The sequence below is a fragment of the Jatrophihabitans sp. sgz311053 genome (genome assembly GCF_056135305.1).
Genome location: NZ_JBWAXP010000002.1, coordinates 299,171 through 322,195 on the forward strand (window position 1 = coordinate 299,171; position 23,025 = coordinate 322,195).

Here is a 23,025-nt window from a genome sequence, read left to right on the forward strand (position 1 = left end):
CTACAGGCGCCGTAGCAGCGCCGGCACCGCCGTGCCGATCGGTTCCCGGATGATCTCGTCAGCGATGTCGTCGTACGGCGTCGGCTCGGCATTGACGATGATCACGCGGGCGCCGGCCCGTGCCGCGATGTCGACCAGCCCCGCGGCGGGGTGGACCTGCAGTGACGTTCCGATCGCGACGAAGACGTCGGCCCGCTCGGCAGCGGTGGCGGCCCGGCGCAGGAGCTGCTCGTCCAGCAGCTGGCCGAACATCACCGTCGCCGTCTTCAGGATGCCGCCGCAGACCAGACACCGCGGGTCGTCCTCACCGGCGGCGAGGCGGTCAAGTGCCTCCTGCGTCGTCGACCGGGCGCCACAGTCGATGCACAGCGCCTCCACCATGTTCCCGTGCAGCTCCAGCACGCGGTCGGCCGGCGAGCCGGCTCGCTGGTGCAGCCGGTCGACGTTCTGGGTGATGACCCACGCCTCCGGCCGGGCGGCGAGCGCCCGGTGGGCCGCGTTCGGCTCCGCGCCCCACGCCGGATTGGCCTGCCGTGCCCACCAGGACCGCCGACGGATCTCGGGGTCGGCGACGTAGTAGTCCCAGGTCACGAGCTTCTCGTGGTCCGGGTCCTGCCGCCACAAGCCTTGCGGTCCGCGGTAGTCGGGGATGCCGGAGTCGGTGGAGATCCCGGCGCCGGTCAGGACGGTGAGCACCGTTCCCAGGGTGGTAGGCATGAGCCATGATCCGCAACGTGGTGACGGGCAGGCTGCGCGAGGACGTGACCCCCGCCGAGCGTGATGCCGTCGCACGAGCCCTCGACGGCATCACGAACCTGTCGCTGCCGGGACGGCTCTCGGCCACCCACGGTCCGGACCTCGGCCTGCGCGACGGCGGTTGGGACTTCGCCATCGTCAGCGACTGGGTGGATGCCGACGCCTACCGCAACTACGACCTGGACCCGGAGCACAACGAGCACCGGGCCGTCGTCGCGGCGGCCTGCGCGCAGATCTCACGTGTGCAGTTCGACGCCCGGCCCTGACCCGCCGACCGGGTGGGGTGTCGAGCCGTCGAACATCGCCGCGAGCAGCGCCCCGACGTCGTCGGCCATCCACCCCACCGAGGCGATGGCCTGCTGTAGCGTCTGCTCGCCCAGCCCGTAGGGCGAGAGCGTCTGCTGCACCACCACGATGTCGTCGATGAGCAGCGCCGAGGCCGTCAGCGACCGGACGTTGAGCTCGTTGAGCTCCCGCAGCAGTCCCACCGTCGGCCGCACGCCGTAGACCGCGTGGGCCATCACCCGGACGAGGTGTGGTGGCCCTTCGAGCACGGACACCCATCCCGCCGCCGTCCCCGAGCGGAACGGGAAGTCCCCGTCCCGGTCGACCTCGACCCGGCAGACGCCCCATTCACGCTGCAGCAACTGCTCGATGTGCGAGTGCAGCCACACCAGTTCCGACATCCCGACCCCTTCCGTCAGCTCGTCACGAGCCTGGCGGAGGGGTCTGACAGTTTCGGTCCGCCGTCATGCGGCCCCTTCGCGGGCCGCATGACGACAAACCCCGACGTCAGCTGTCGCAGCCGACGCCGTCGCCGTCGCGGTCCAGGTCGTACGGGTCACTGCCGGTGACGTAGACCGGACCGTCGACGTAGTACGGGCCGTCGCCGGAGCCACCGGCGCAGTCGGCGTCGGAGACGAGCGGGATGCAGGGCGAGTAACCGGGCGTGCACTGTGAGCCGGACGAGCCGCCCGAACCCGAACCCGAGCCGCCCGAGCGGGCCTTCACTCGCAGCTTCACCGTGCGCGACACCGAGCTCCGCGCAGCCTTGGTGGCGCTGAACTTCACGCGGTAGCGCTTGGTGCCCGTGGTCTTCGGGCGGACGGTGAACTTGTACCGCGACGTGCCGTTCAGCGTGCTGCGCTTGACCGTCTTCCAGGACGATCCCTTGCGCAGCTGCAGGCTCACCTGATGTCCGGCCTGGCTGGGCGAGACCTTGCCGCGGATCACGGCGGACTTGCCGAGCGTGACGGTCGAGTGGTTGATCGCCACCCCGACAGTGGGCTTGACGCGCGCCGCGTCGGCGGTCGTGGACCAGCCCAGCAGGGCCAGCGTGGTGGCGAGCAGCAGGACGACGAGTGTCGTCGGGCGCCGGAGGGTCATGACGGATCCTGTCCGAGAGAGGGCGAAGTGCGCGAAGTATGCGCAGAGCCGGCGCCTCGGCTGAGAGGTAGTTGAGCCCTGGATCAGGGACCCTTCGTCCCGGTTCGCCGGACAATGGCCGGGAGGCGAACGACTAGGACCGCAGCGGCGCGTCGGCGAAGGTGACAGTGAGGTCCGCGGCGTCCAGCGTCGCGGCGATGCCGAGGGGGAAGGCCCGGTTGGCGCCGGCGTGGCCGATGTCGACACCCGTGATCATCGGGACCCCGAGCCCGCCGAGGCGCTCCTGCAGGATGGCCTCGACCAGCTCCGGGGGACCGCACTCGTGGAAGCGCCCGCAGACGATCCCGGCGACCCCGTCGAGGTACCCCGCGCGGAGCAGCTGCGTCAGCATCCGGTCGAGGCGGTAGGGATCCTCCTCGAGCTCCTCCAGCATGAGGATGCCGCCGCGAGCGGGCCGCGAGGTGGGCGTCCCCAGCGACGCCGTGAGCACGGTGAGATTGCCGCCGAGGGTGACCCCGTCGGCGCGGCCGGCGGTGACGACCGCGCCGGTGGCGAAGGCGCAGCTGCGGGCCCGCTCCGGCTCCAGCAGCGTGGTGAGCAGCGAGCCGAAGGAGAACTCGGTGTCCGGGGCGTCCGAGGCGACGACGGCGCCGTGCACGGAGGCCCAGTTGAGCCGCGCCGCGACCGCCTCCAGCACTGCGGTGACGTCGGAGTAGCCGGCCAGCGCCTTGGCCGGGACGTCGCGTAGCGACTCCCAGTCGAGGGCTGCGATGGTGCGCCCGGCGCCGCTGCCACCCCGCGCGAAGAGGACACCGGCGATGCCGGGATCACGCAGCGCGGCGTGCAGGTCGGCGGCCCGCAGGGCGTCGTCACCGGCGAGGTAGGGCCGCGGTGCGCCGATGGCGCGAGCCGAGTCGTAGACCACAGGCTCCAGGCCGGCAGCCCGTAGCCGGAGCAGCCCGCGCTCCAGCGAATCCGGGGGGACGGGGCTGCTGGCAGTGAGCACGGCGACCCGGTCGCCCGGACGCAACGCGGGCGGCCTGTCGAGCGATCGGGGGTTGTCGGGGCCAGACATACGGTGACAATATGCGCTGGTCCGTACCAGTGTCCGGTCAAGGGGGATCGACGTCATCTCGGCCGCAACAGACGAAGCAGCGCTGCTCGCCGATGTCGTGCGCGACTGCGCGACGCTGGTCCGCTTCGACACCTCCAACTTCGGCGGCGGTGACTCCCGCGGCGAGCGCGAGGCGGCCGAGTGGGTCGCCGAGCAGCTGACCGACTGCGGCCTGGACCCCGTCGTCCTGGAGTCCGCTCCCCGCCGGGCGAGCACGGTCGTGCGGATCCCGGGTCGGGACCGCACCGCCCCCGGTCTGGTGGTCCACGGTCACCTGGACGTCGTCCCCGCCGAGGCGTCCGACTGGAGCTTCGACCCCTTCTGCGGTGAGGTCGAGGAGGGGCCGCTCGGCGCTGCTGTCCTGGGGCGAGGAACCCTGGACATGAAGAACATGGACGCGATGATGCTCGCGTACGCCCGGCAGCTCGCCCGGACCGGTGAGCGTCCCGCCCGGGACCTGGTCTTCGCCTTCGTCGCCGACGAGGAGGACACCGGGGCGTACGGCGCCGGCTTCCTCGTCTCCGAGCATGCCGACCTCTTCGAGGGCGTCACCACCGCGATCGGCGAGTCCGGCGGTGGGCTCACCGTCCTGCCCGACGGCAGTCCGCTCTACGCCGTCGGCACCGGGGAGCGCGGCACGGCCTGGATGACGCTGCGCGCCCGGGGTACGGCCGGCCACGGCTCGCGTCCGAATCCGGACAACGCCGTGGCGGCGCTGGCTCGCGCCGTCGCCGACCTCGCCGACATCAAGTGGCCGATCCGGCTCATCCCCACCGTCCGCGCCTTCCTCGACGGCGTCGGCGCACAGCTCGGCATCGACGTCGACCCCACCGATGCGACGAGCCTGGCCAACCTCGGCGACGCCTACCCGCTCATCGAGCGGACCCTGGCCAACTCGCTGAACCCGACCATGCTCAGCGCCGGCTACAAGGTCAACGTCATCCCGTCCGAGGCGGTTGCCCACGTCGACGGCCGCATCCTGCCCGGCCTCGAGGAGGAGTTCTTCGCGACGGTCGACGCGCTGCTGCCCGCCGGTGTCGTCCGGGAATTCGACAGCTTCACCAGGCCGGTGGGCTCCAGTCACGAGGCCCCGGCCTTCGCCGCCATGGCGGCCGCCATCCGCCGCCACGACGCCCGAGCGCTCGTGCTGCCCTTCGTCCTGGGCGGCGGCACCGACGCCAAGGCCTTCGCACGCCTGGGCATCGACTGCTACGGCTTCATGCCCGGCCGGGCGCCGAGCGACTTCCCCGCCGAACGCTACGTGCACGGAGTCGACGAGCAGGTGCTCGTCGACAGCCTCGAGTTCGGGGTGCGTGTGCTGTCCACCTATCTCAACGCAGACCCGATGGCAGAGGAGATCTCATGACGCCGACCCCGAGAACCGTGCGACGACTGGCGGCGGCCGGTATCGCCACCGGCGTCGCGCTGAGCGCCACGGTCTTCCCCGCGACGCCCTCGGGCGCCGCCGCCGACGACACCTTCACCGTCGGTTCGCTGGCGCAGGTGGTGACCTTCAACCCGTTCCTCGCCTTCAAGCAGGGCGAGCTGGACGTCATCAGCCAGACCTACCCGACCCTGGTGTGGGGCAATGCCAAGCGGCTGCCCGAGCACTACCTGGCCGACTCGTGGACCACGTCGGCGGACAAGCGCACCTGGACCTTCTCGCTGCACCCGGGGCTGCGCTGGAGCGACGGCAAGCCCATCACCGCCGACGACGCGGCATGGACCATGAACCTCGTCCGCACCAACGCCACGGCCGGTACCGCCAACGGCCAGCTGCTGTCCAATGTCTCGTCGATCAAGGCCGACGGGACGGACAAGGTCGTCGTCACCACCAAGGCGCCGCAGGTGAACCTGCTGGACTCGGTCGGCCAGGTCCCGATCGTGCCGCGTCACATCTGGCAGTCACGGGTCAGCAACCTCGGCGACCAGACCAACACCTCGACACCTCTGGTCGGCTACGGACCTTTCACGCTCAAGTCCTACAAGACCGAGCAGTCCACCGTGCTGACCGCGAACAAGGACTTCTTCCTCGGCGCGCCCAAGTACAAGACGCTCGTCCTGCAGTACTTCAAGAACAACGACGCGGCCGTCTCGGCGCTGCGCAGCGGTGAGGTCGACCAGGTCGACCGCATCACGCCCACCGAGTACCAGGCGCTGAAGAACGTGGACGGCGTCTTCACCTACCCGCAGGTCGGGGCCCGCTGGACCGGCATCGAGATCAACCCCGGCGCCCGGACCAAGTCGGGCAAGCGGATCGGCACCGGGAACCCGGCCCTCACCGATCCGCGCGTGCGCAAGGCCATCGCCCTCGGCATCGACAAGAAGACGCTGGTGGCCAAGGTGCTCGACGGCCTCGGCCAGGTCGGTGAGGGGTACCTGCCCCCGGCCTTCCCCGCCTACTTCTGGAAGCCCGAGCAGGTCACCGGTTACGACCCGACGGCGGCGGCGCAGCTGCTCGACGCGGCCGGTTACACCAGGGGCTCCGGCGGTATCCGCAAGGACCCGAAGACCGGCCGCGCGCTGCAGCTGCGGCTCGGCATCCACTCCGACACCACGACCGACAGCCAGATCGCCCAGTACGTGGTCGGCTGGCTGAAGAAGATCGGCATCGGCGTCACCATCGAGCCGCTGAGCTCGACCGCGCTGAACGACCGGCTCGCCAAGGGCGACTTCGACATGTTCATGGACGGCTGGGGCACGGGCCCTGACCCGACCTACCTGCTGGGCATCCAGACCTGCAGCACGCTGCCGGACAACGCCGACGGCGAGAACGGCAACACCGACGCCTTCTTCTGCAACAAGACCTACGACCAGCTCTACGCCAAGCAGCTGCAGACCTTCGACCAGTCGCAGCGTTCGGCGGTGGTCGGGCAGATGCAGCAGATCCTCTACGACGCCAACGTCGACCTGATCCTCTATTACCAGAACAACCTCTCGGCCGTCCGCAGCGATGCCAAGAAGGGTTTCGTTACCGGCTCGCCCGACAGCCAGGGCTTCTACCCGTACCAGAACTACACCCGCGCGTGGCGCTACGCGCAGCCGCCGTCGGCGTCGTCGTCGGACGACTCCGGCTCGGCCGCGGTGATCTGGATCGTGGTGGCCGCCGTCGTCGTCCTCGGCCTCGGGGCCGTGGTGGTGCTGCGCCGTCGCAGCACCGCGGCCGACCGGGAGTAGCGCGTGACCGGCGCGACCCCGCCGTCCACGGCGATGGCGGTCGCCGAGCGCGAACCCACCACGACCGGGCGGGGCGCCTTCTGGCGCTACCTCGGCGGGAAGCTGCTGGCGGCCCTCGTCAGCCTCTTCGTCACCCTCAACATCGGCTTCCTGCTCTTCAACATCATCCCGTCCGACCCGGCCGCCACCATCACCCGCGGCCGCACGGTCTCGGCGGCGCAGCGGCAGCAGCTCGCCGACCAGCTCGGCACGAACCTGCCGCTGCACGAGAAGTACCTGAACTATCTCGACAACCTGGTGCACCTGCGGCTGGGGTACTCGTTCCAGTTCCAGGAGTCGGTCTCGTCGCTGATCATGGACCGGCTCGGTCCGACCCTGCTATTGCTCGGGGTGTCGACGCTGCTCTCGGTCGTGCTCGGGCTCTGGCTGGGGGCGCGGGCGGGCTGGCGGCGCGGCAGCCGGTTCGACCGGCTGGTCTCCGGGGCGGCGATCACGCTGTGGTCCGTGCCGACGTTCTGGCTCGGCCTCATCCTGCTCGTCGTCTTCGCCATCGGCCTCGGCCCGCTGTCGGGGATCCTGCCGTCCAGCGGCATGACCTCGCCGGATCTCTCCGGTGGCCTCGTCGCGACGATCCTCGACACCGCCAAGCATCTCGTGCTGCCGGTGCTGACGCTGGTACTCGTCGTCTTCGCCCAGTACCTGACGATCATGCGCTCCTCGATCATCGACGAACTCGGCAATCCGTATTTGCTGACTGCGCGCGCAAAAGGCCTGCGGGACGATGTCGTCCGCCGCCGTCATGCGGTGCCCAACGCGCTGCTGCCGTCGGTGACGGTGATCTTCCTGCACCTCGGTGGCATCATCGGTGGCGCGATCACCGTCGAGACCGTCTTCTCCTGGCCCGGCCTGGGATACCTGACCTACCAGGCGCTGCAGGGGCCGGACGTCCAGGTGCTCGAGGGGACGTTCCTGTTCTTCAGCACCGCGGTGATCGCCATGAACCTGGTCGCCGACCTGCTCTACCGCGCCCTCGACCCGCGGGTGCGTGCGCAGTGACCGCCCTCGACACCGTCTCGGCGCTGGCCGCCACCCGCCGCCGCGGCGTGACGGGGCGGCTGCTGCGCATGCCCACCGCGTTGGCCGGCGCCGCGGTGCTGACGGTCTTCGTCGTCCTCGCCCTCACCGCGCCGCTGTGGATCAGCGCCTCGGACCTGGACGTCACCGACGCCACCGGTCCGACTCTCGCGCCGCCGAGTGCGGACTACTGGTTCGGCACCGACCAGGCCGGCCGCTCTGTCCTGGTGCTGCTGGTCTGGGGATCCCGGTCGTCGCTCACGGTCGGGGTCATCGCCACCGTCCTCACCATCGTGCTGGGCAGCGTGGTGGGGCTGGCCGCGGGTCACCTGCAGGGCTGGGTCGGTCGGGTGCTGATGACGGTCACCGACTGGTTCATCGCCCTGCCCGCCCTGCCGCTGGCGATCTCGTTGGCCGCTGCGGTGGGGCCGGGGGAGGGGTCGATCACGCTGGCCATCGCGGTGACGTCCTGGACGGGCACCGCCCGCCTGGTGCGGGCGCAGACGCTGGCGGTGGAGGCGCGGCCGTACATCGAGCGGGCCCGCGCGCTCGGCGCCTCGGACCTGCAGATCGTCCGTCGGCACGTGGTGCCCAACGTGGCCCCGCTGATCCTCGTCTCGGCCACGCTGACGGTCGCGAGCGCGATCCTCGCCGAGACGACGCTGACCTTCCTCGGCCTCGGCGACCCCAGCCAGGTCTCCTGGGGCGGGATGCTGCACGACGCCTTCGCTCTCGGCGCCGTCAGCAGCGGCGCGTGGTGGTACGTCCTGCCGCCGGGGCTCGCCATCCTCGTGGTCGTCCTCGGCTTCACCCTCGTCGGCCGCGCGGTCGAGACGGTCCTCAACCCGAGGGGGCGGGGCTGATGCTGCTCCAGGTGCGTGACCTCGCCGTCACCTACCGCAGCGGCGGTACCGACGTCCCGGCGGTCCGCGGGGTGGACCTCGACCTCGACGCCGGACAGACGCTGGGCGTCGCGGGGGAGTCCGGCTCGGGCAAGTCGACGATGGCGCTGTCGCTGCTGCGGCTGCTGCCCGACACCGCGCGTATCAGCGGTTCGGTCCGCTTCGACGGCGCGGAGCTCACCACCGCGCGCTGGGGGGATCTGCGGGCGGTGCGGTGGGCGCAGGCCTCCGTCGTCTTCCAGGGGGCGATGAGTGCGCTCAACCCCGTCCGCAGCATCGGCGAGCAGATCGCCGAGCCGATCGAGCTGCACGAGAAGCTGCGCGGTCGGGTGGTCGGCCGGCGGGTGGATGAGCTGCTCGACAGCGTGGGTGTCCCCGCGCGCCGCCGCGGCGCGTACCCGCACGAGCTCTCGGGCGGTCAGCGGCAGCGGGTGATGATCGCCATGGCGCTGGCGTGCCGGCCGAAACTGATCATCGCCGACGAACCGACGACCGCGCTGGACGTCATCGTGCAGGCGCAGATCCTCGACCTCATCACCGGACTCGTCCGCGAGGCCGGGATCGGGCTGCTCATGATCAGCCACGACCTGTCGGTGCTGGCCGAGACCTGCGACCGGATGGCCGTCATGTACGCCGGCCGCATCGTGGAGACCGGACCGTCGCGCGAGCTCGTCACCGCGCCGCGGCACCCGTACACCCGGGCGCTCGCCGCCGCCTTCCCGACCATCGGCGATCCCGCCTCCCGGCTCGCGCCCGCGGGGCTGCCGGGGGATCCGCCCGACCCCGCCACCGTGGGTGCGGGCTGTCCGTTCGCGCCGCGGTGCCCGGAGGTCATGCCGGAGTGCACCACCACCGAGGTCGAGCTGTGGTCCGCGGGCGTCGACCGCTCCTCGGCCTGCCTGCTCGCGCGCGACGGCGCCGGTTCGGCGGTGTCGTCGTGACCGCGATCGAGGTCGAGTCGCTGTCGGTCGTGTATCCCGGCCGGCGGGGCCGGCCGCCGGCACGCGCGGTCGACGGCATCGACCTCGAGGTGGGCGACGGCGAGATCGTGGCCCTCATCGGGGAATCCGGCTGCGGCAAGTCCACGCTGGCCCGCGCCATCGTGGGTCTGGTGCGGCCGACCCGCGGCACCATCGCCGCCGCCGGGACCGCGCTGCCACGCCGCGGACGCGAGCTGCGCAGCTATCGCCGCTCGGCGCAGCTGGTGCTGCAGGATCCCGGCGGCGCGCTCAACCCCCGGCAGACCGTCCGGGACGCGGTGGCCGAGGGGCCGCGGCTGCACGGGCTCACCGACGGGCTCGACGAGCGGGTGCGCGACGCGCTGTCGCGGGCGGGGCTGCGGCCACCCGAGGCGTTCCTGGACCGCTTCCCGCACGAGCTCTCCGGTGGCCAGCAGCAGCGCGTCGTCATCGCCGGCGCACTGGCCCTGGAACCGAAGGTGATCGTCGCGGACGAGCCGGTGGCCTCGCTGGACGCCTCGGTGCGCGGCGAAGTGCTGGCCCTGCTGCTGCGACTGCGCGACGAGCTCGGACTCTCCGCGCTGGTGGTCAGCCACGACCTCGGGCTGGCCTGGAACATCGCCGACCGCGTCGCGGTGATGTACCTGGGCCGCATCGTCGAGCAGGGCCCCGTCGAGGAGGTCCTGCTGCACCCGAAGCATCCGTACACGCAGGCGCTGCTCTCGGTCGTTCCGGACGCGCGGCGCGACCGGCTGCCCGCGCTCATCCCCGGCGAGCCGCCCGACCCGACCGCCATCCCCGCCGGCTGCCGGTTCCACCCGCGGTGCCCGCGGCGGCGTGACCTCGCCGCGGCCGGCACTGACGTCAGTGCGTGTGAGACCGTCGATCCGGCGGTGCTGCCGGCCTCCGGTCTCGGCAACGCCTGCCATTTCGCCGATGCCGTCGTGGAGGAGGCCGCCGATGCGGGTGCTGATCTCGGCTGACATGGAGGGGGTCACCGGCGTCACCTGGCCCGACGACGTCGAGCCCGGCAACCCGCGGTGGGAATACCATCGCACCTTCTTCACCGACGACGTCAATGCCGCCATCGACGGCTTCGCGGCCGCCGGGGCCACCGAGATCCTCGTCAACGAGGCGCACGCGACGCAGCGCAATCTGCTGCGTGACCGGCTCGACCCGCGGGCGGCACTGCTCACCGGACGGCACAAGCCGCTTGCCATGATGGAGGGCATCGACCGCGGCTACGACGCCGTCGCCTTCGTCGGCTACCACGCCGCCGCCGGCGAGCAGGGCGTGCTCGCCCACACCTACCTGCCCAACACCATCACCGGGGTCTGGCTCAACGGGACGGTCTGCAGCGAGGGTTACATGAACGCCGCCCTCGCCGCCGAGTACGGCGTGCCGGTCGTCCTCGTGACCGGCGACGACAAGGCCTGCGAGGACGCCCGCGGTTACGCCCCGGCGGCCTCGCTGGTGCCGGTGAAGGAGTGCGTCGACCGGTACGCGGCGATCTGCTACCCGCCGCAGCAGACCTACGCCGCCATCAGGGAGGGTGCTGCACGTGCGCTCGACCCGCTGCCGCCGGTACGGCCGCTGGCCGGGCCGTATCGCTACGAGGTGGAGTTCGATGCAGCGAACGCCGTGGTGATGACCACCGGCATTCCCGATGTCGAGCAGGTCGGGACGCGACGCGTCGCCTGGGAGCTACCGACGATGAAGCAGGCCATCCGGTGCTTCCGCGCGGTGACCGCCCTCGCCGCTGGCAGCGTCGAGGATTCCTACGGGTGAGGCTGACCGCGGCCTCGGAGATCCTCGAGGCGGGCGTCCGCGACGGGCTCTGGCCGGGCGCGGTCGCCGCCGTGGGGACGGGCGAGAGGACGGACCGGACGTGGGTGCTCGGCTCGGCTGACACCCTGAACGGACGCGTGATGACGAACGACACCGTCTTCGACCTGGCGTCGTTGACGAAGGTGATGGCCACGCTCCCGGTCCTGCTGTCCCTGCTCCGCCGGGACGAGGTGCGACTTGACGCGCGACTGCGCGACTTCGTCCCCGGCGTCGACGAACGCATCACGGTCGCGCAGGCGCTGACCCACACCACCGGGCTCCCCGCGCACGTCCGCTTCACCGCCACCACGACGGCGGGGTTGATCGAGGCCGCCGCCGCAGTCCCGGTGGAGGTCGAGCCGGGCAGCCGGGTCACCTACTCCGATCTCGGGTTCGTCCTGCTCGGTGGTGTGGTGCGGGCAGTGACCGGCCAGGACCTGGACGCCGTCGCCGGCCGGGAGGTCTTCGCCCCGCTCGGCCTCGCCTGTCGCTTCCGCCCGCCTGCGTCATGGCGCGACCGCATCGCCGCCACCGAGATCTACGACGGCGTGGCGACCCTCGGGGTCGTCCACGACGAGAACGCGCAGACCGCGGGCGGCGTCGCCGGGCACGCCGGCCTCTTCGGAACGCTCGCCGACGTCGTCGGCACACTGCGGCCATGGCTCTCGCCGGACGACCTGCACGCCGACGCCCTCCGTGACCGCACCGCCGGACTCGGCGGTCACCGTGGCCTCGGCTGGACCTGTCGGGGCGACGGTTACGACATCCTGTCGCCCGGCTGGGGTCCACGCGCGGTGAGCCACACCGGGTTCACCGGGACGTCCCTGGCGCTGGACCCGGACTCCGGGCGCTGGGCCGCGCTGCTCACCAACCAGGTCCACCTCGGGCGGGGCCGGTCCGAGGTCTTCGCCGCCCGCCGCCGGTGGCACGCCGTCCTCGTCGGCGACTGACGCATCGTCGAAGGCCTGCGGGAGAAGCAATATCGGCCGGCTTCAGCAGGCACCCGTCCAACTGCACTCCAGCTGCTGCCGCGGCGACGGCACCGGTCGGTGCGCCGGCCGCGGGACCAGCCGGGCGGCGGGACCGCCGTCGTCGGCCAGCGTCTCGGCGACCGCGTCCTCGATCGGCGTCATCGCGCCGGAGACGAAGTTGTTGCTGATCATCGAGAAGGCCAGGTGCTCCCCGGCGGCGGTCGTCACGTACCCGGACAGCCCGCTGACACCGGTCATGGACCCCGTCTTGGCGTGCACGTTCCCGGCCGCGGCGGTGCCGACCATGCGCTTGCGTAGCGTGCCGCCGACGAGGCGGTCCGGCTCGCCGGCGATCGGCAGGGCGGCGTACCAGGCCGGGAACCAGGGCTTCGCGCGGGCGGCGGCCAGCAGGGTGGTCAGCTGGTCGGTGGTGGCGTAGTCCGCACGGCCCAGCCCCGACCCGTCGAAGAGCTGCAGCGTCGACGTGTCGAGGCCGAGGCGCTCGAGGTCGGCCAGCACCGCCGCGGTCCCGGCGGCCCAGGTGCCCGCCCCGGAGACGACCCGTCCCATGGTCTTCACCAGCGCCTCGGCCATCATGTTGTTCGAGAGCTTGAGGAAGGGCGTGAGCATCGCCGCGAGCGTCACCGAACGGTGCTCGGCGACGAGTCGCGCGTCGGAGGGCGTGTCGGCGTCACGGACCGCACCACGGACCCGCACACCGTGGGCCGCGAGTGCGCGGACGAAGACCGCGGCGGCGAGGCCGGTGGGACGCTCGACCGTCGGCTGATCCTCGGCCGGATCGCCGCCGGCGGGGATCGAGCCGGTGACGTCGAGGACGTTGCGGCCTCGCTCGCGGACCGTCGCCACGGTGCTCGCCGAGCCCGCGGCGCCGGTGACGGCGGTGCTGTGGATCCGCAGGTAGGGGGCCGCGGGGGTGGTGGTGATGCGCGGTCGGTCACCGGCTCGCTGCCCCGGCGCGATGCCCACGAGCACCGTGCCGGCGTCACCGTCGGTGTTCGGCGCGACGGTGAGGGCCGAGGTCTGCGCCGAGTAGTAGTAGGGCTCGTCGTCCCAGGCCCAGAACGGCGCGAGCGGAGTCGAGTCGAACCAGCTGTCGTCCGTGGCCAGCCGCACCGAGTGCAGGCCCGAGCGGGCGACGGCGGTGGCGAGGTGGTCGTAGTCTGCCGCCATGATCGTCGGGTCGCCGGTGCCGCGCAGGTAGAGCGTGCCGCGAGCCAGCCGGACGTCGGTGACGAAGCGGTGGTCCGGGCCCAGGACGTCGAGTGCCGCCGCGGAGGTCAGCAGCTTGGTGTTGGACGCCGGCAGCAGCCTGGTGGCGCCGTTCGACTCGTAGAGCGTGCTGCCGGTGTCGAGGTTCCGGACGGTGAGCGCCGCCGAGGCCCCGGTGAGCCGCGCGTCGCCGAGCAGGGTGGTGAGCCGGTCGCGCAGTCCGGCGTCGGCCGGATCGCCGGTCGGTGCGGCAGTGGTCGTCGAGGCAGTGACGACTCCGGCGGTGACGACGGCGACCAGTGTTGCCCCGATCGTTGCGGACATGCGCATCGGCAGACCCCCCTGCGGCTCGTGAGACGTGCTCGCAGACTACGACCGATTCGGGCGTTGTGGGGCTATTGCGCGGATGGCCGCGCTGACGGCGGAGAGCGCCAGCAGCCGGACGACGTCGACGTGGGCGTCGACCTCGCCGGTGGCCGCCGCGACGAAGGCGTCCCCGTCGAAGCGGGTGTGCGGCGGCGTCAGCGCGCGGGCCAGGCCGTCGTGCGCGCCCTGCGCGACGATGCGGCACGCGGTCTTGTCCAGCCGGGCGTTCGTGACGACGACGCCGATGGTGGTGTGCGTGCCGAAGCCGAAGGGTGGGGCGGCCAGGACCTCCGGTGACGGTTCACGTGAACCGTCGTCGATGTCACCGAAGGCGTTCACCGCGCACAGCGCCGCGACCCGCAGCGGGCCGTGGTCGCGGACGGCGTGGCCGAGGCCGCCCGGTTGCCGTCCCGCAGGTCCGCGCCACTGCCCGACGTACGCGCCGGTGCCGGCGCCCAGCCGTCCCGTGACGATGGCGTCGGCGCGCAGGTCGGCGAAGGCTGCCGCCCCCTCGGCCGGGCCGGGCCGGACGGTCGCGTCACCCGCGGCGAGGTCGTAGAGCGCCAGGGTGGGGACGATCGGCACCGGCCCGGCCGGTGTCGCCACGCCCCTACCGGCGGCCTCGAAGGCCCGCATCACGCCGTCCGCCGCGGCGAGCCCGAAGGCCGAGCCACCGGTCAGCAGGACGCCGTCCACGACCTGCACCGCCTTGTCCGGCTCCAGCGCGAGCAGCTCCCGGGTTGCCGGCGCTCCGCCGCGGCACTCGGAGGAGGCGACGGTCCCGGCGGGCAGCTCGACGAGGGTGCAGCCGGTGAGTGCGACCGGATCGCTCCAGTGACCGACCCGCACGCCGTCGATGCCGAACCCGGTCACGCGGCGCCGATCGCCGCCCGGACGAGGTCCATGGCCGCGGCCTGGGCGCGGGCATCCGCGCCGGCGGTGTGACGCGGCGGCTCGAGGCCACGGACGGCGGCCTGCACGTGCATCACCCCGAAGGTGAAGGCGGTGCGCTCGTCGGGTGACCACGACCGGACCACCTCGCCATCGCGGATCAGCTCGACGGTGTCGGTGGGCCGGGGATGGAACGGATGCGTGATGCGCAGCTCGGCGGCGGTCCCGACGATGCGGGTCTCGGCGCTGAAGGGCTGCTGCAGGCTGGCCGAGAGCACCAGCCGCGCCTCGGCCGGGAAGTCCAACACCGCGGTGACCGATGCGTCGACGCCGGGTTCGCGGAAGACGGCGCTGCCGTGCGCGGCCGTCGGCTCGCCGTCCAGCAGCAGCCGGGCCAGCCGGATCGGGTAGCAGCCGACGTCGTAGAGCGCGCCGCCGCCGACGGCGTTGAGCCGGATGTTGCTCTCGGAGGCCACCGTGAAGCGGAACCGCGAGTCGAACTGCAGCGGGGTGCCGAGCTCGGGGAGCAGCGACGCCATCAGCTCCGTCTGCGGGTGGAACGGGAAGACGAACGACTCCCAGACCAGCGCGTCGGCCGACAGACCGTCGGTCAGCGTTGCCACCTCCGCCGCGGTGAGTCCGAACGGTTTCTCGCAGAGGACGGCCTTGCCCGCCGCCACCGCCCGGCGGGCCCACTCGACGTGCTGCTCGTTGGGCAGCGCGACGTAGACGACGTCCACGTCGGGGTCGTCGAGGACGCCCTGGTAGTCCGTGCCCCGGCCGACGCCGTGCTCGGCTGCCCAGGCTCGGGCCCGCTCGGCTGATCGGCTGCCGACGACGTGGGCGACGCCGCCGGCGGCCGCGACGGCCGGGAGCAGCGACTTGCGGGCGATGTTGGCGGTGCCGAGGATGCCCCAGCGGACGGGTTCGCTCACGCCTTCGACGGTAGCGCGGCCGTCGTCCACGCCTCGGTGGAGCTGCTGACGAGCACGGTCAGGATCAGCACGACCAGGTACAGCCCGACGATGACGACGAGCCCGGCGACGACGCCGTGGGCGATGACGAGTGCGGCGCCCGCACAGGCTCCGCCGAGCATGGCCGCGACGGCGAGGAGCCGGCGGGCCGCGGTGGCGTGGTCGCCTCGGCGCAGGTCGGCACCGATGCCGGTGAGGGTCATGGTGAGCACCGTGGTGGTGAGGTCGGGGACGGCGAGCCGGCGGACGGCGGCGTTCTGCATGCCGAGGGCCAGGGCGAGCGCGCCCAGGGTCACCAGCTGGCCGGCGAGCCTCGTCGAGACCGACGACGCGACGAGCGCGACGACGCCGAACCCGAGCTGGGCGGCCATCACGTTGCGGAGTAGCTGCCCGCGGTGAGGCGTCCGGCTCACCACGACGCCACCGGCCGCCGCGCCGACCAGGAACGCCACCAGGGCGACGACCGAGCCGGAGAGGGAGAAGCCGGGCGCGCCGACCAGGGCGAAGCCGATGAAGACGACGTTGCCGGTCATGTTCGCGACGAAGACGCGGCCCAGACCGAGGATGCTGACGGCGTCCACCACGCCGGTCCCGACCGTCAGGAGCAGGAGTACGGCAGGCAGTGGGCCGTGCCGAGGATGAGACCAGAAATCCCGCACGATGCCACCGGACGTCACCGGTTCATTGTCTCGCACCGTGGCCGTCGTCGGGTTCACCACCGCTGCATCCCGGGGACGTCGAAGGCGTGAGCGAGAAGACGACGTTGCGGCAGCAGGCGGGCTGGCTCCCCGGCCAGGACGATCTGGAGCAGTGGCTCGCCGAGCTACGGGAGCGGGCCGACGCCCACACCGACCGTCCGTTGCACCCGGCCCTCGCTCGCTTCCGCGATCTCATCGACACCGATCCGATCGTGCGCATGTACGTGCACCAGATGATCGAGCAGGAGCCGGGCGGGTCACGGGCGTACAGCCAGCGCCACGTGGACGATGTGCCGCAGCTGCTGGCGCTGATGAACGAGGTGCTGCACCGCGCGCCCGAGTTCGACAGCGAGTCGCTGGTGATGACACCGCTGGCGGCCGTCCTGGACTGGACGATGGGCACGCGGGCGGGGTTCGCCGCGTACCGGGACCGCCGCATCAACGACGCGTTGCGCGAGATCCTCACCGCCTGGTGCGCCTTCCTCGACAGCCCCGAGTCGCGCTACGTCCTCACCGACGACGAGCACGGGTGGAAGTCGTCGTCGGCCCGCAAGGCCGTCGGCATGGAGCAGTTCGTCCACGACCCGGACGACGAGCACTGGGGCTTCGCGTCCTGGAACGACTTCTTCACCCGCCACTTCCGGCCGGGCGAGCGGCCGGTGGCCGAGCCGGCGGACGACGCGGTGATCGTGGCCAGCTGCGAGGCGACGCCTTACGGGCTGGCCACCGACGTCGCCGCGACCGACCGGTTCTGGATCAAGGGACAGCCGTATTCGCTACGAGACATGCTGGACGGTGACGAGGCGGTCGACGACTTCGTCGGCGGCACCGTCTACCAGGCGTACCTCAGCGCGCTCAACTATCACCGCTGGCACAGCCCGGTGGCGGGGACGGTGGTCCGAGCCTGGAACGTTCCCGGCACCTACTACTCCGAGGCCGACGCCGAGGGCGCCGCCGCCTTCGAGCCACAGAACTCGCAGGGGTACCTCGCGCACGTCGCCACCCGCGCAGTGATCGTCATCGACGCCGACGATCCCGCGATCGGACGGATGGCGGTCGTCCAGATCGGCATGGCGGACGTGTCGTCATGCGTCATCGCGCCCGGTGTCGAGCCCGGCCGGCACCTGGCCAAGGGTGACGAACTCGGCCACTTCCAGTTCGGTGGCTCGACCTACTGCCTGGTCTTCCGACCCGGCGTCCTCGCCGATATCGCCGTCAACGCGGTCCCGCGGCCGGGTGCCGGCGTGGTTCCGGTGAACTCCCGGCTGGCGACCGCCCGGAGCTAGCGCTTGACCGAACGCGAGGTGGCGCCGAAAGCGAGGGCGTTCTCGGCGGCGACGACGCGATAGCGTGCCTTGGCCTTCGTGGTGAAGGTCCAGGAGTAACCCCGCTTGCCCCGCGTCGTGGCGCGCTTGACCGTCTTCCACGTGCTGCCCGACAGCCGCTGGATCGAGACGCGGGTGGCGGTGGCGGCGCTGCCGCTGAACGACTCGAAGCGTGCGGTCTTGGCGGTCAGGGTGACTTTCTTGCCCGCCCGCTTCGCGACGAGGCTGGCGCGGCCGGCAAACTTGATCGTCGTCGCGGCGGCGGTCACGCTGCAGCTGAGCTGGTTGAAGTTGGCGTCGTAGGACAAGCAGTCGCTGGCCGTCGTGCGATACACGCCCGGCGACACGCTGTAGGCATAGATGCTCTCGGACGCCGGCTGACTGGTGCTCCAGTACAACAGGTGGTCGTCGGTGCTGTGGACCAGGTGCGTCGAGACGCTCATGTTGTCGGTGCTGTGGCAGGCGGTCGGCCCCGTGATCGTCAGCGGTACCCGGAGTCCCACGACGCTCTGGTTCACCACTACTCGTGAGGGCAGGACAGGCCGGTAGGTACAGGTCGCAGCGGCGCCCGCGGTGGTCGACGCGAGGACTTGCATCCCGGCGGCGATGAGGACGGTGCTGGCTACGACGGCGAGGGAGCGGCGCATGACGGCGATCATGTGCTGCCGATCGACGGACCGCCAGCACCTGCCGGACACGGGGGACGAATGGTCCGGCAAGGGACGACCTTCGCGCGGACGACACGGCGACGAAGGTCCCGGACGTCCGTCAGGGATCAATCCGAGGTCGTGGCGCCCGGCGCCTTCTTGGCCGGTGCCTTCTTCGCCGCAGCCTTGGTGGCGGGCGACTTCTTCGCAGGGGTCTTCTTCGCGGGGGCGGGGGAGGCGGGTGCGTCCTCGCCCAAGATCTCGCGGACGGCGGCGGTCTCGTAGAAGGGCGCGAGCCGGGTGCGGACGATGCGCGCCAGCTCGCCGTTGTCGCGCAGGGTCGCGAGCAGGTGCGGGGCGGTCTCGCGCAGGGCCACCAGCAGCTCCTCACGGCCGACACCGACGTCGGCGAGCAGGGTGGTGACCGGGGTGGCGCCGTGCTCGTCGAAGAGCGTGTCGACGCAGGCGTCGATCAACGTGCCGACGTACTCGGTCTCGCGGGCGTCGGCGACGATCGCCCGGATGATCTGCGCGAGCTCACGGAGGTCCTTGGCGGTGGCGTAATCGCGCAGCGCGGCGACGGTCTCACGAGCCTGCAGGTCCCACAGCTCCAGCGCGGCCTCGCGCAGCGGGGCGTCGCGGAGCAGGTCGCGGGTGGCGGCGTTGGTCTGCTTCATGGCGAACTGGGCGCCCTTGCCGGCGGCGTCGCCGATGAAGGTGTTCTGCGCGATGCCCCTGGCCTTCTTGGCGGCGCCGAAACCGATGTTCATCATCGACTTGGCGCCGGGCAGCTTCTCCACCCGCTCGCGGTTCTGGTTGACGAAGTCGCCCACTAGCCGCCCCACGAAGCGGTTCGCGATGTCGCTGACGGCGGGGCTCTCCAGCAACCGGTCCATGGCGCGGTCCTGCAGCCGCCGCATGGAGAGCAGCTTGGTGATCAGCGCGTCGACGTGCTCGCGGGCGACGACGGCCCCGAGCTCGTGGTCGGCGGCGGCCGGCAGCGTGTACACGGCGTCGGCCATCTGATCCACCAGCGCCTCGACCAGCGGGCTGTCGACACCGTTGGCGACGCCCCGCCGGACGATTCCCTTCAGCGCGTCGGGATGGGCGACGTCGGCCAGCGTCACCGAGCCGCCGATCCGCAGCAGGTCGTCCACGTCGTCGGCGAGCAGGTCGACCAGGCCGTCCCCGGTCAGTTCGGCGACGGCCCAGTCGACCTGGGCGTCCAGCAACCGTGCGGCGGTGTCACTCATGCCGCACAGCATGCCCAACCCGCAGCGGTCAGGTGCGGGCGGCCTTGCGGACGTTGACCGCCGGCATGACCTTGTCGCCGTAGGCGGCGAGCGTCTCGGACTTCGCGTCGTGCTGCAGGTACAGCGCGAACTGGTCCACGCCGAGGGCACGCAGCTCCTCGAGCCGGGCCACCTGGGCCTCGACGGGGCCGATGAGGCAGAAGCGATCGATGACCTCGTCCGGGACGAAGTCGGTGTGCGCGTTGCCGGCCTTGCCGTGCGAGTTGTAGTCGTAGCCGCTGCGGTTGGCGATGTACTCGCTCAGCGCCGGCGGCACGGCGGCACCGTCGGCGCCGTAGCGCGCCACGATGTCGGCGACGTGGTTGCCGACCATGCCGCCGAACCAGCGGCACTGGTCGCGGCCGTGCTGCAGGTGCTCCGGGGTGCCGTCGGTGACATAGGCGGGTGCGGCGACGCAGATGGTGACCGAGTCGGGGTCCCGCCCGGCGTCGGCCGCCGCCTTCCGAACTGCCGCGATCGACCACTCGATGATGGCCGGATCGGCCAGCTGCAGGATGAAGCCGTCGGCCACCTCGCCGGTGAGGGCCAGCGCCTTGGGGCCGTAGGCCGCGACCCAGACCGGCAGCTCGGACCCCTCCGACCACGGGAACTGCAGCTTGTTGCCCTTGTAGTCGACCTGCCCGCCGTTCGCGAGCCCGCGGATCACCTCGATCGACTCGCGCAGGTTCTTCAGGGTCACCGGCGCGCCGTTGATCACGCGCACGGCGGAGTCACCCCGGCCGATGCCGCAGATCGTCCGGTTGCCGTACATCTCGTTCAGCGTGGCGAAGAGGGAGGCGGTCACGGTCCAGTCGCGGGTGGCCGGGTTGGTGACCATCGGTCCGACCGTGACTTTGCGCGTCTCTGCGAGAATTCGGCTGTAGACGACGTAGGGCTCCTGCCACAGCAGGTGCGAGTCGAAGGTCCAGACGTGGCTGAAGCCGTACGTCTCGGCCTGGCGGGCAAGCTCGACCACTCGTGCGGCCGGGGGATCGTTCTGCAGAACGACACCGAAGTCCATGGATGAATCCGCCTTAGATCAGGTTCTGCGACAGGTCGCGCTTGACGAACTGGCCGTGGCCCTTGTGGCCCACGTACCCGGTCTCGTCGACGATGACGGTGCCGCGGGAGATGACGACGTCGACGTGACCGTCGATCTCGTAGCCCTCCCACGCCGAGTAGTCCATGTTCATGTGGTGCGTGTCGACCGAGATGGAGGTGTGCCCGTTCGGGTCGTAGACCACGACGTCGGCGTCGGCGCCGGGGGCGATGACGCCCTTCTTGCCGTAGAGGCCGAACATGCGTGCCGGCGTGGTGCAGCAGGCCTCGACCCACCGCTCCTTGCTGATACGGCCGTCCACGACACCCTGGAAGAGCAGGTCCATGCGGTGCTCGACCGAGCCGATGCCGTTGGGAATCTTGGCGAAGTTGCCGATCCCCATCTCCTTCTGGTCCTTCATGCAGAACGGACAGTGGTCGGTGCTGACGGTGGTGACGTCACCGGTGCGCAGGTACTTCCACAGCTCGTCCTGGTGCCCCTCGGCCCGGGAGCGCAGCGGCGTGGAGCAGACCCACTTCGCCCCCTCGAAGTCGCCCCACTGCTCGCCGCGGGCTCCCAGCTGCTCCTCCAGCGACAGGTAGAGGTACTGCGGGCAGGTCTCGGCGAAGACGTTGCGGCCGTCGTTGCGGGCCTCGGCGATGCGGGCGAGGGCCTGCTTGGCGCTGACGTGGACGACGTAGAGCGGCGCGCCGGTGATGTCGGCGAGCATGATCGCCCGGTGGGTCGCCTCCTGCTCGGCCTGCCACGGTCGGGTCACGCCGTGGAAGTAGGGGTTCACGTCCCCGCGCTCGAGGGCCTGCTGCACGAGGACGTCGATGGCCGAGCCGTTCTCGGCGTGCATCATGATCAGGCTGCCGTTGCCGGCGGCGGCCTGCATCGCCTGCACGATCTGGCCGTCGCTGGACAGGAAGACGCCGGGGTAGGCCATGAAGAGCTTGAAGCTGGTGATGCCCTCGCCGATCAGCTCGTCCATCGCCTTGAGCGACTCGTCGTTCACCTCCCCGATGATCTGGTGGAAGCCGTAGTCGATGGCGCAGTTGCCGCCGGCCTTCTCGTGCCAGAGCGCGACCTGGTCCTGCACTCGCTGGCCGTGCGCCTGCACCACGAAGTCGACGATCGTGGTCGTCCCGCCCCACGCCGCAGCCCGAGACCCGGTCTCGAAGGTGTCCGAGGCGTTGGTGCCGCCGAACGGCATCTCCATGTGGGTGTGTGCGTCGATGCCGCCGGGGATGACGTACTTGCCCGTCGCGTCGATCGTCTTCTCGGCCGTGATCGTCGCCGCGAACTCCGGCGACACCACGGCCGCGATCGTCTCGCCGTCGATCAGCACGTCGGCGCGGGACGACCCGGTCGCGCTGACGACCGTCCCGCCGGTTACCAGGGTCCGGCTCATCGACTCCTCACCGGCCGCTCGCTTCGCTCGGGACGGATCGTCGACGATCCGGCTGCGCCGGCTGTGACGTTGTTCTTCGCGCGAGCGCTCATCACGGGCGTGCAATCTGCGTGTAGGAGTCCGGACGGCGGTCCCGGTAGAACTGCCAGTCGTCGCGCATCTGCTGGACGAGATCCATGTCGAGGTCACGCACGAGCAGCTCCTCCTTCTCCGCCGATCCCCGCTCGCCGACGAAGTTGCCGCGCGGGTCGATCACCTGGCTGGTGCCGTAGAAGTCCACGGCCAGCTCGCCGTACTCGTTGTCCTCGCGGCCGACCCGGTTGGGCTGCAGCACGAAGTAGCCGTTCGCCACGGCCGCGCACGGGCCCTCCACCTCCCACAGCCGGTTCGACAGTCCGGGCTTGGTGGCGTTGGGGTTGAAGACGATGTGCGCGCCGGCCAGGCCGAGCTCGCGCCAGCCTTCGGGGAAGTGCCGGTCGTAGCAGATGTAGGTGCCGACCTTGCCGACCGCGGTGTCGAAGACGGGGTAGCCGAGGTTGCCGGGACGGAAGTAGAACTTCTCCCAGAACCGGTCCAGGTGCGGCAGGTGGTGCTTGCGGTACTTGCCGAGGATGGTGCCGTCGGCGTCGACCGTGACGGTGGTGTTGTAGTAGACGCCGGTCTGGTCCTCCTCGTAGATCGGCAGGATCATGACCTGGCCGAGTTCCTTGGCCAGCGCGGCGAAGCGCTGCACGATCGGACCGTCGGCGGGCTCGGCGTAGCGGTAGTACTTCTGGTCCTGGGTGATGCCGAAGTACGGGCCGTAGAAGAGCTCCTGGAAGCACATGACCTGCGCGCCCTGCTCCGCCGCCTCCCGCGCGAACTGCTCGTGCCGGTCGAGCATGGACTCCTTGTCGCCGGTCCAGGTCGTCTGCGAGATCGCAGCTCTGATGGTCGTCATGCGCTCCTCCTGCTCTGTGATGCGGGGCGGACCCGAGTCCGCC

23 protein-coding genes are annotated in these 23,025 nt (G+C 71.3%); 10 read left to right on the top strand and 13 right to left on the bottom strand.

The annotated features are described in order from the left end of the window. The gene (locus AC0NZQ_RS10400) at positions 1–717 is read right to left on the bottom strand and encodes an SIR2 family NAD-dependent protein deacylase (RefSeq protein WP_474529743.1); all 717 of its coding nucleotides are present in this window, start codon (positions 715–717) and stop codon (positions 1–3) included. Between the two features lie 5 nt (positions 718–722). Here AC0NZQ_RS10400 and AC0NZQ_RS10405 point away from each other — a divergent pair, with 5 nt between their 5' ends. Further along, on the top strand, positions 723–1,022 hold the full coding sequence (locus AC0NZQ_RS10405; protein ID WP_474529744.1) for a Dabb family protein: 300 nt from the start codon (positions 723–725) through the stop codon (positions 1,020–1,022). Here the strand turns inward: AC0NZQ_RS10405 and AC0NZQ_RS10410 are convergent. The 3 genes from AC0NZQ_RS10410 to AC0NZQ_RS10420 form a co-directional block, all read right to left on the bottom strand. Beyond that, positions 993–1,442, bottom strand: a complete 450-nt coding sequence (locus tag AC0NZQ_RS10410) for a T3SS (YopN, CesT) and YbjN peptide-binding chaperone 1 (RefSeq protein WP_474529745.1) — start codon at positions 1,440–1,442, stop codon at positions 993–995. The two genes, AC0NZQ_RS10405 and AC0NZQ_RS10410, sit on opposite strands and share 30 nt — an antisense overlap. Positions 1,443–1,548: 106 nt before the next feature. Continuing rightward, positions 1,549–2,142, bottom strand: a complete 594-nt coding sequence (locus tag AC0NZQ_RS10415; protein ID WP_474529746.1) for a hypothetical protein — start codon at positions 2,140–2,142, stop codon at positions 1,549–1,551. Positions 2,143–2,275: 133 nt separating this feature from the next. Continuing rightward, positions 2,276–3,217, bottom strand: a complete 942-nt coding sequence (locus AC0NZQ_RS10420) for a S66 peptidase family protein (RefSeq protein ID WP_474529747.1) — start codon at positions 3,215–3,217, stop codon at positions 2,276–2,278. A gap of 55 nt (positions 3,218–3,272) precedes the next feature. On the opposite strand from AC0NZQ_RS10420, the gene AC0NZQ_RS10425 reads away from it, so the two are divergent. The 8 genes from AC0NZQ_RS10425 to AC0NZQ_RS10460 are packed head-to-tail and all read left to right on the top strand — an operon-like array spanning position 3,273 to position 12,145. Further along, positions 3,273–4,622 carry a M20/M25/M40 family metallo-hydrolase gene (locus AC0NZQ_RS10425; RefSeq protein WP_474531366.1) on the top strand — a complete coding sequence of 450 codons (1,350 nt, stop codon included), beginning with the start codon at positions 3,273–3,275 and terminating at the stop codon, positions 4,620–4,622. After that, the gene (locus AC0NZQ_RS10430) at positions 4,619–6,433 is read left to right on the top strand and encodes an ABC transporter substrate-binding protein (protein ID WP_474529748.1); all 1,815 of its coding nucleotides are present in this window, start codon (positions 4,619–4,621) and stop codon (positions 6,431–6,433) included. Before AC0NZQ_RS10425 ends, AC0NZQ_RS10430 begins: the two co-directional genes overlap by 4 nt. Before the next feature lie 33 nt (positions 6,434–6,466). Beyond that, a complete protein-coding gene (locus tag AC0NZQ_RS10435) occupies positions 6,467–7,489 on the top strand; it encodes an ABC transporter permease (protein ID WP_474531367.1) in 1,023 nt (340 codons plus the stop codon). Further along, a complete protein-coding gene (locus AC0NZQ_RS10440) occupies positions 7,486–8,370 on the top strand; it encodes an ABC transporter permease (protein ID WP_474529749.1) in 885 nt (294 codons plus the stop codon). Before AC0NZQ_RS10435 ends, AC0NZQ_RS10440 begins: the two co-directional genes overlap by 4 nt. Then, positions 8,370–9,350 (top strand): ABC transporter ATP-binding protein, encoded by a 981-nt coding sequence (locus tag AC0NZQ_RS10445; protein WP_474529750.1) that lies wholly within the window; start codon positions 8,370–8,372, stop codon positions 9,348–9,350. The genes AC0NZQ_RS10440 and AC0NZQ_RS10445 overlap by 1 nt, the downstream gene beginning before the upstream one ends. Further along, positions 9,347–10,351 carry an ABC transporter ATP-binding protein gene (locus AC0NZQ_RS10450; RefSeq protein WP_474529751.1) on the top strand — a complete coding sequence of 335 codons (1,005 nt, stop codon included), beginning with the start codon at positions 9,347–9,349 and terminating at the stop codon, positions 10,349–10,351. The genes AC0NZQ_RS10445 and AC0NZQ_RS10450 overlap by 4 nt, the downstream gene beginning before the upstream one ends. Next, positions 10,329–11,156 (top strand): M55 family metallopeptidase, encoded by an 828-nt coding sequence (locus tag AC0NZQ_RS10455; RefSeq protein ID WP_474529752.1) that lies wholly within the window; start codon positions 10,329–10,331, stop codon positions 11,154–11,156. Before AC0NZQ_RS10450 ends, AC0NZQ_RS10455 begins: the two co-directional genes overlap by 23 nt. After that, on the top strand, positions 11,153–12,145 hold the full coding sequence (locus tag AC0NZQ_RS10460; protein WP_474529753.1) for a serine hydrolase domain-containing protein: 993 nt from the start codon (positions 11,153–11,155) through the stop codon (positions 12,143–12,145). The genes AC0NZQ_RS10455 and AC0NZQ_RS10460 overlap by 4 nt, the downstream gene beginning before the upstream one ends. 42 nt (positions 12,146–12,187) lie before the next feature. On the opposite strand, the gene dacB is transcribed toward AC0NZQ_RS10460, so the two are convergent. From dacB to AC0NZQ_RS10480, 4 genes are read right to left on the bottom strand one after another with little or no spacing between them, the layout of a single operon-like run. Next, positions 12,188–13,726, bottom strand: coding sequence for a D-alanyl-D-alanine carboxypeptidase/D-alanyl-D-alanine endopeptidase (dacB, locus tag AC0NZQ_RS10465; RefSeq protein WP_474529754.1), 1,539 nt, complete (start codon positions 13,724–13,726; stop codon positions 12,188–12,190). A gap of 39 nt (positions 13,727–13,765) precedes the next feature. Beyond that, positions 13,766–14,635: a P1 family peptidase gene (locus tag AC0NZQ_RS10470; protein ID WP_474529755.1), complete on the bottom strand. Its 870-nt coding sequence runs from the start codon at positions 14,633–14,635 to the stop codon at positions 13,766–13,768. Beyond that, positions 14,632–15,588 (bottom strand): Gfo/Idh/MocA family protein, encoded by a 957-nt coding sequence (locus tag AC0NZQ_RS10475; protein ID WP_474529756.1) that lies wholly within the window; start codon positions 15,586–15,588, stop codon positions 14,632–14,634. Before AC0NZQ_RS10475 ends, AC0NZQ_RS10470 begins: the two co-directional genes overlap by 4 nt. Beyond that, positions 15,585–16,322: a YoaK family protein gene (locus AC0NZQ_RS10480; RefSeq protein WP_474531368.1), complete on the bottom strand. Its 738-nt coding sequence runs from the start codon at positions 16,320–16,322 to the stop codon at positions 15,585–15,587. Before AC0NZQ_RS10480 ends, AC0NZQ_RS10475 begins: the two co-directional genes overlap by 4 nt. Positions 16,323–16,372: 50 nt before the next feature. On the opposite strand from AC0NZQ_RS10480, the gene AC0NZQ_RS10485 reads away from it, so the two are divergent. Next, positions 16,373–17,611, top strand: a complete 1,239-nt coding sequence (locus AC0NZQ_RS10485) for a phophatidylserine decarboxylase associated domain-containing protein (RefSeq protein ID WP_474529758.1) — start codon at positions 16,373–16,375, stop codon at positions 17,609–17,611. On the opposite strand, the gene AC0NZQ_RS10490 is transcribed toward AC0NZQ_RS10485, so the two are convergent. From AC0NZQ_RS10490 to AC0NZQ_RS10510, 5 genes are all read right to left on the bottom strand, one after another. After that, positions 17,608–18,297, bottom strand: a complete 690-nt coding sequence (locus AC0NZQ_RS10490; protein ID WP_474529759.1) for a hypothetical protein — start codon at positions 18,295–18,297, stop codon at positions 17,608–17,610. The genes AC0NZQ_RS10485 and AC0NZQ_RS10490 overlap by 4 nt on opposite strands. A 128-nt stretch (positions 18,298–18,425) precedes the next feature. Continuing rightward, complete coding sequence (locus AC0NZQ_RS10495; protein WP_474529761.1) at positions 18,426–19,550, bottom strand: hypothetical protein; 1,125 nt, start codon at positions 19,548–19,550, stop codon at positions 18,426–18,428. 28 nt (positions 19,551–19,578) lie between these two features. Then, the gene (locus AC0NZQ_RS10500) at positions 19,579–20,610 is read right to left on the bottom strand and encodes a TIGR03842 family LLM class F420-dependent oxidoreductase (protein ID WP_474529762.1); all 1,032 of its coding nucleotides are present in this window, start codon (positions 20,608–20,610) and stop codon (positions 19,579–19,581) included. A 13-nt stretch (positions 20,611–20,623) separates the two neighbouring features. After that, the gene (gene hydA / locus AC0NZQ_RS10505; protein WP_474529763.1) at positions 20,624–22,042 is read right to left on the bottom strand and encodes a dihydropyrimidinase; all 1,419 of its coding nucleotides are present in this window, start codon (positions 22,040–22,042) and stop codon (positions 20,624–20,626) included. 91 nt (positions 22,043–22,133) lie between these two features. After that, complete coding sequence (locus tag AC0NZQ_RS10510) at positions 22,134–22,982, bottom strand: nitrilase-related carbon-nitrogen hydrolase (RefSeq protein WP_474529764.1); 849 nt, start codon at positions 22,980–22,982, stop codon at positions 22,134–22,136. Positions 22,983–23,025: the final 43 nt, after the last annotated feature.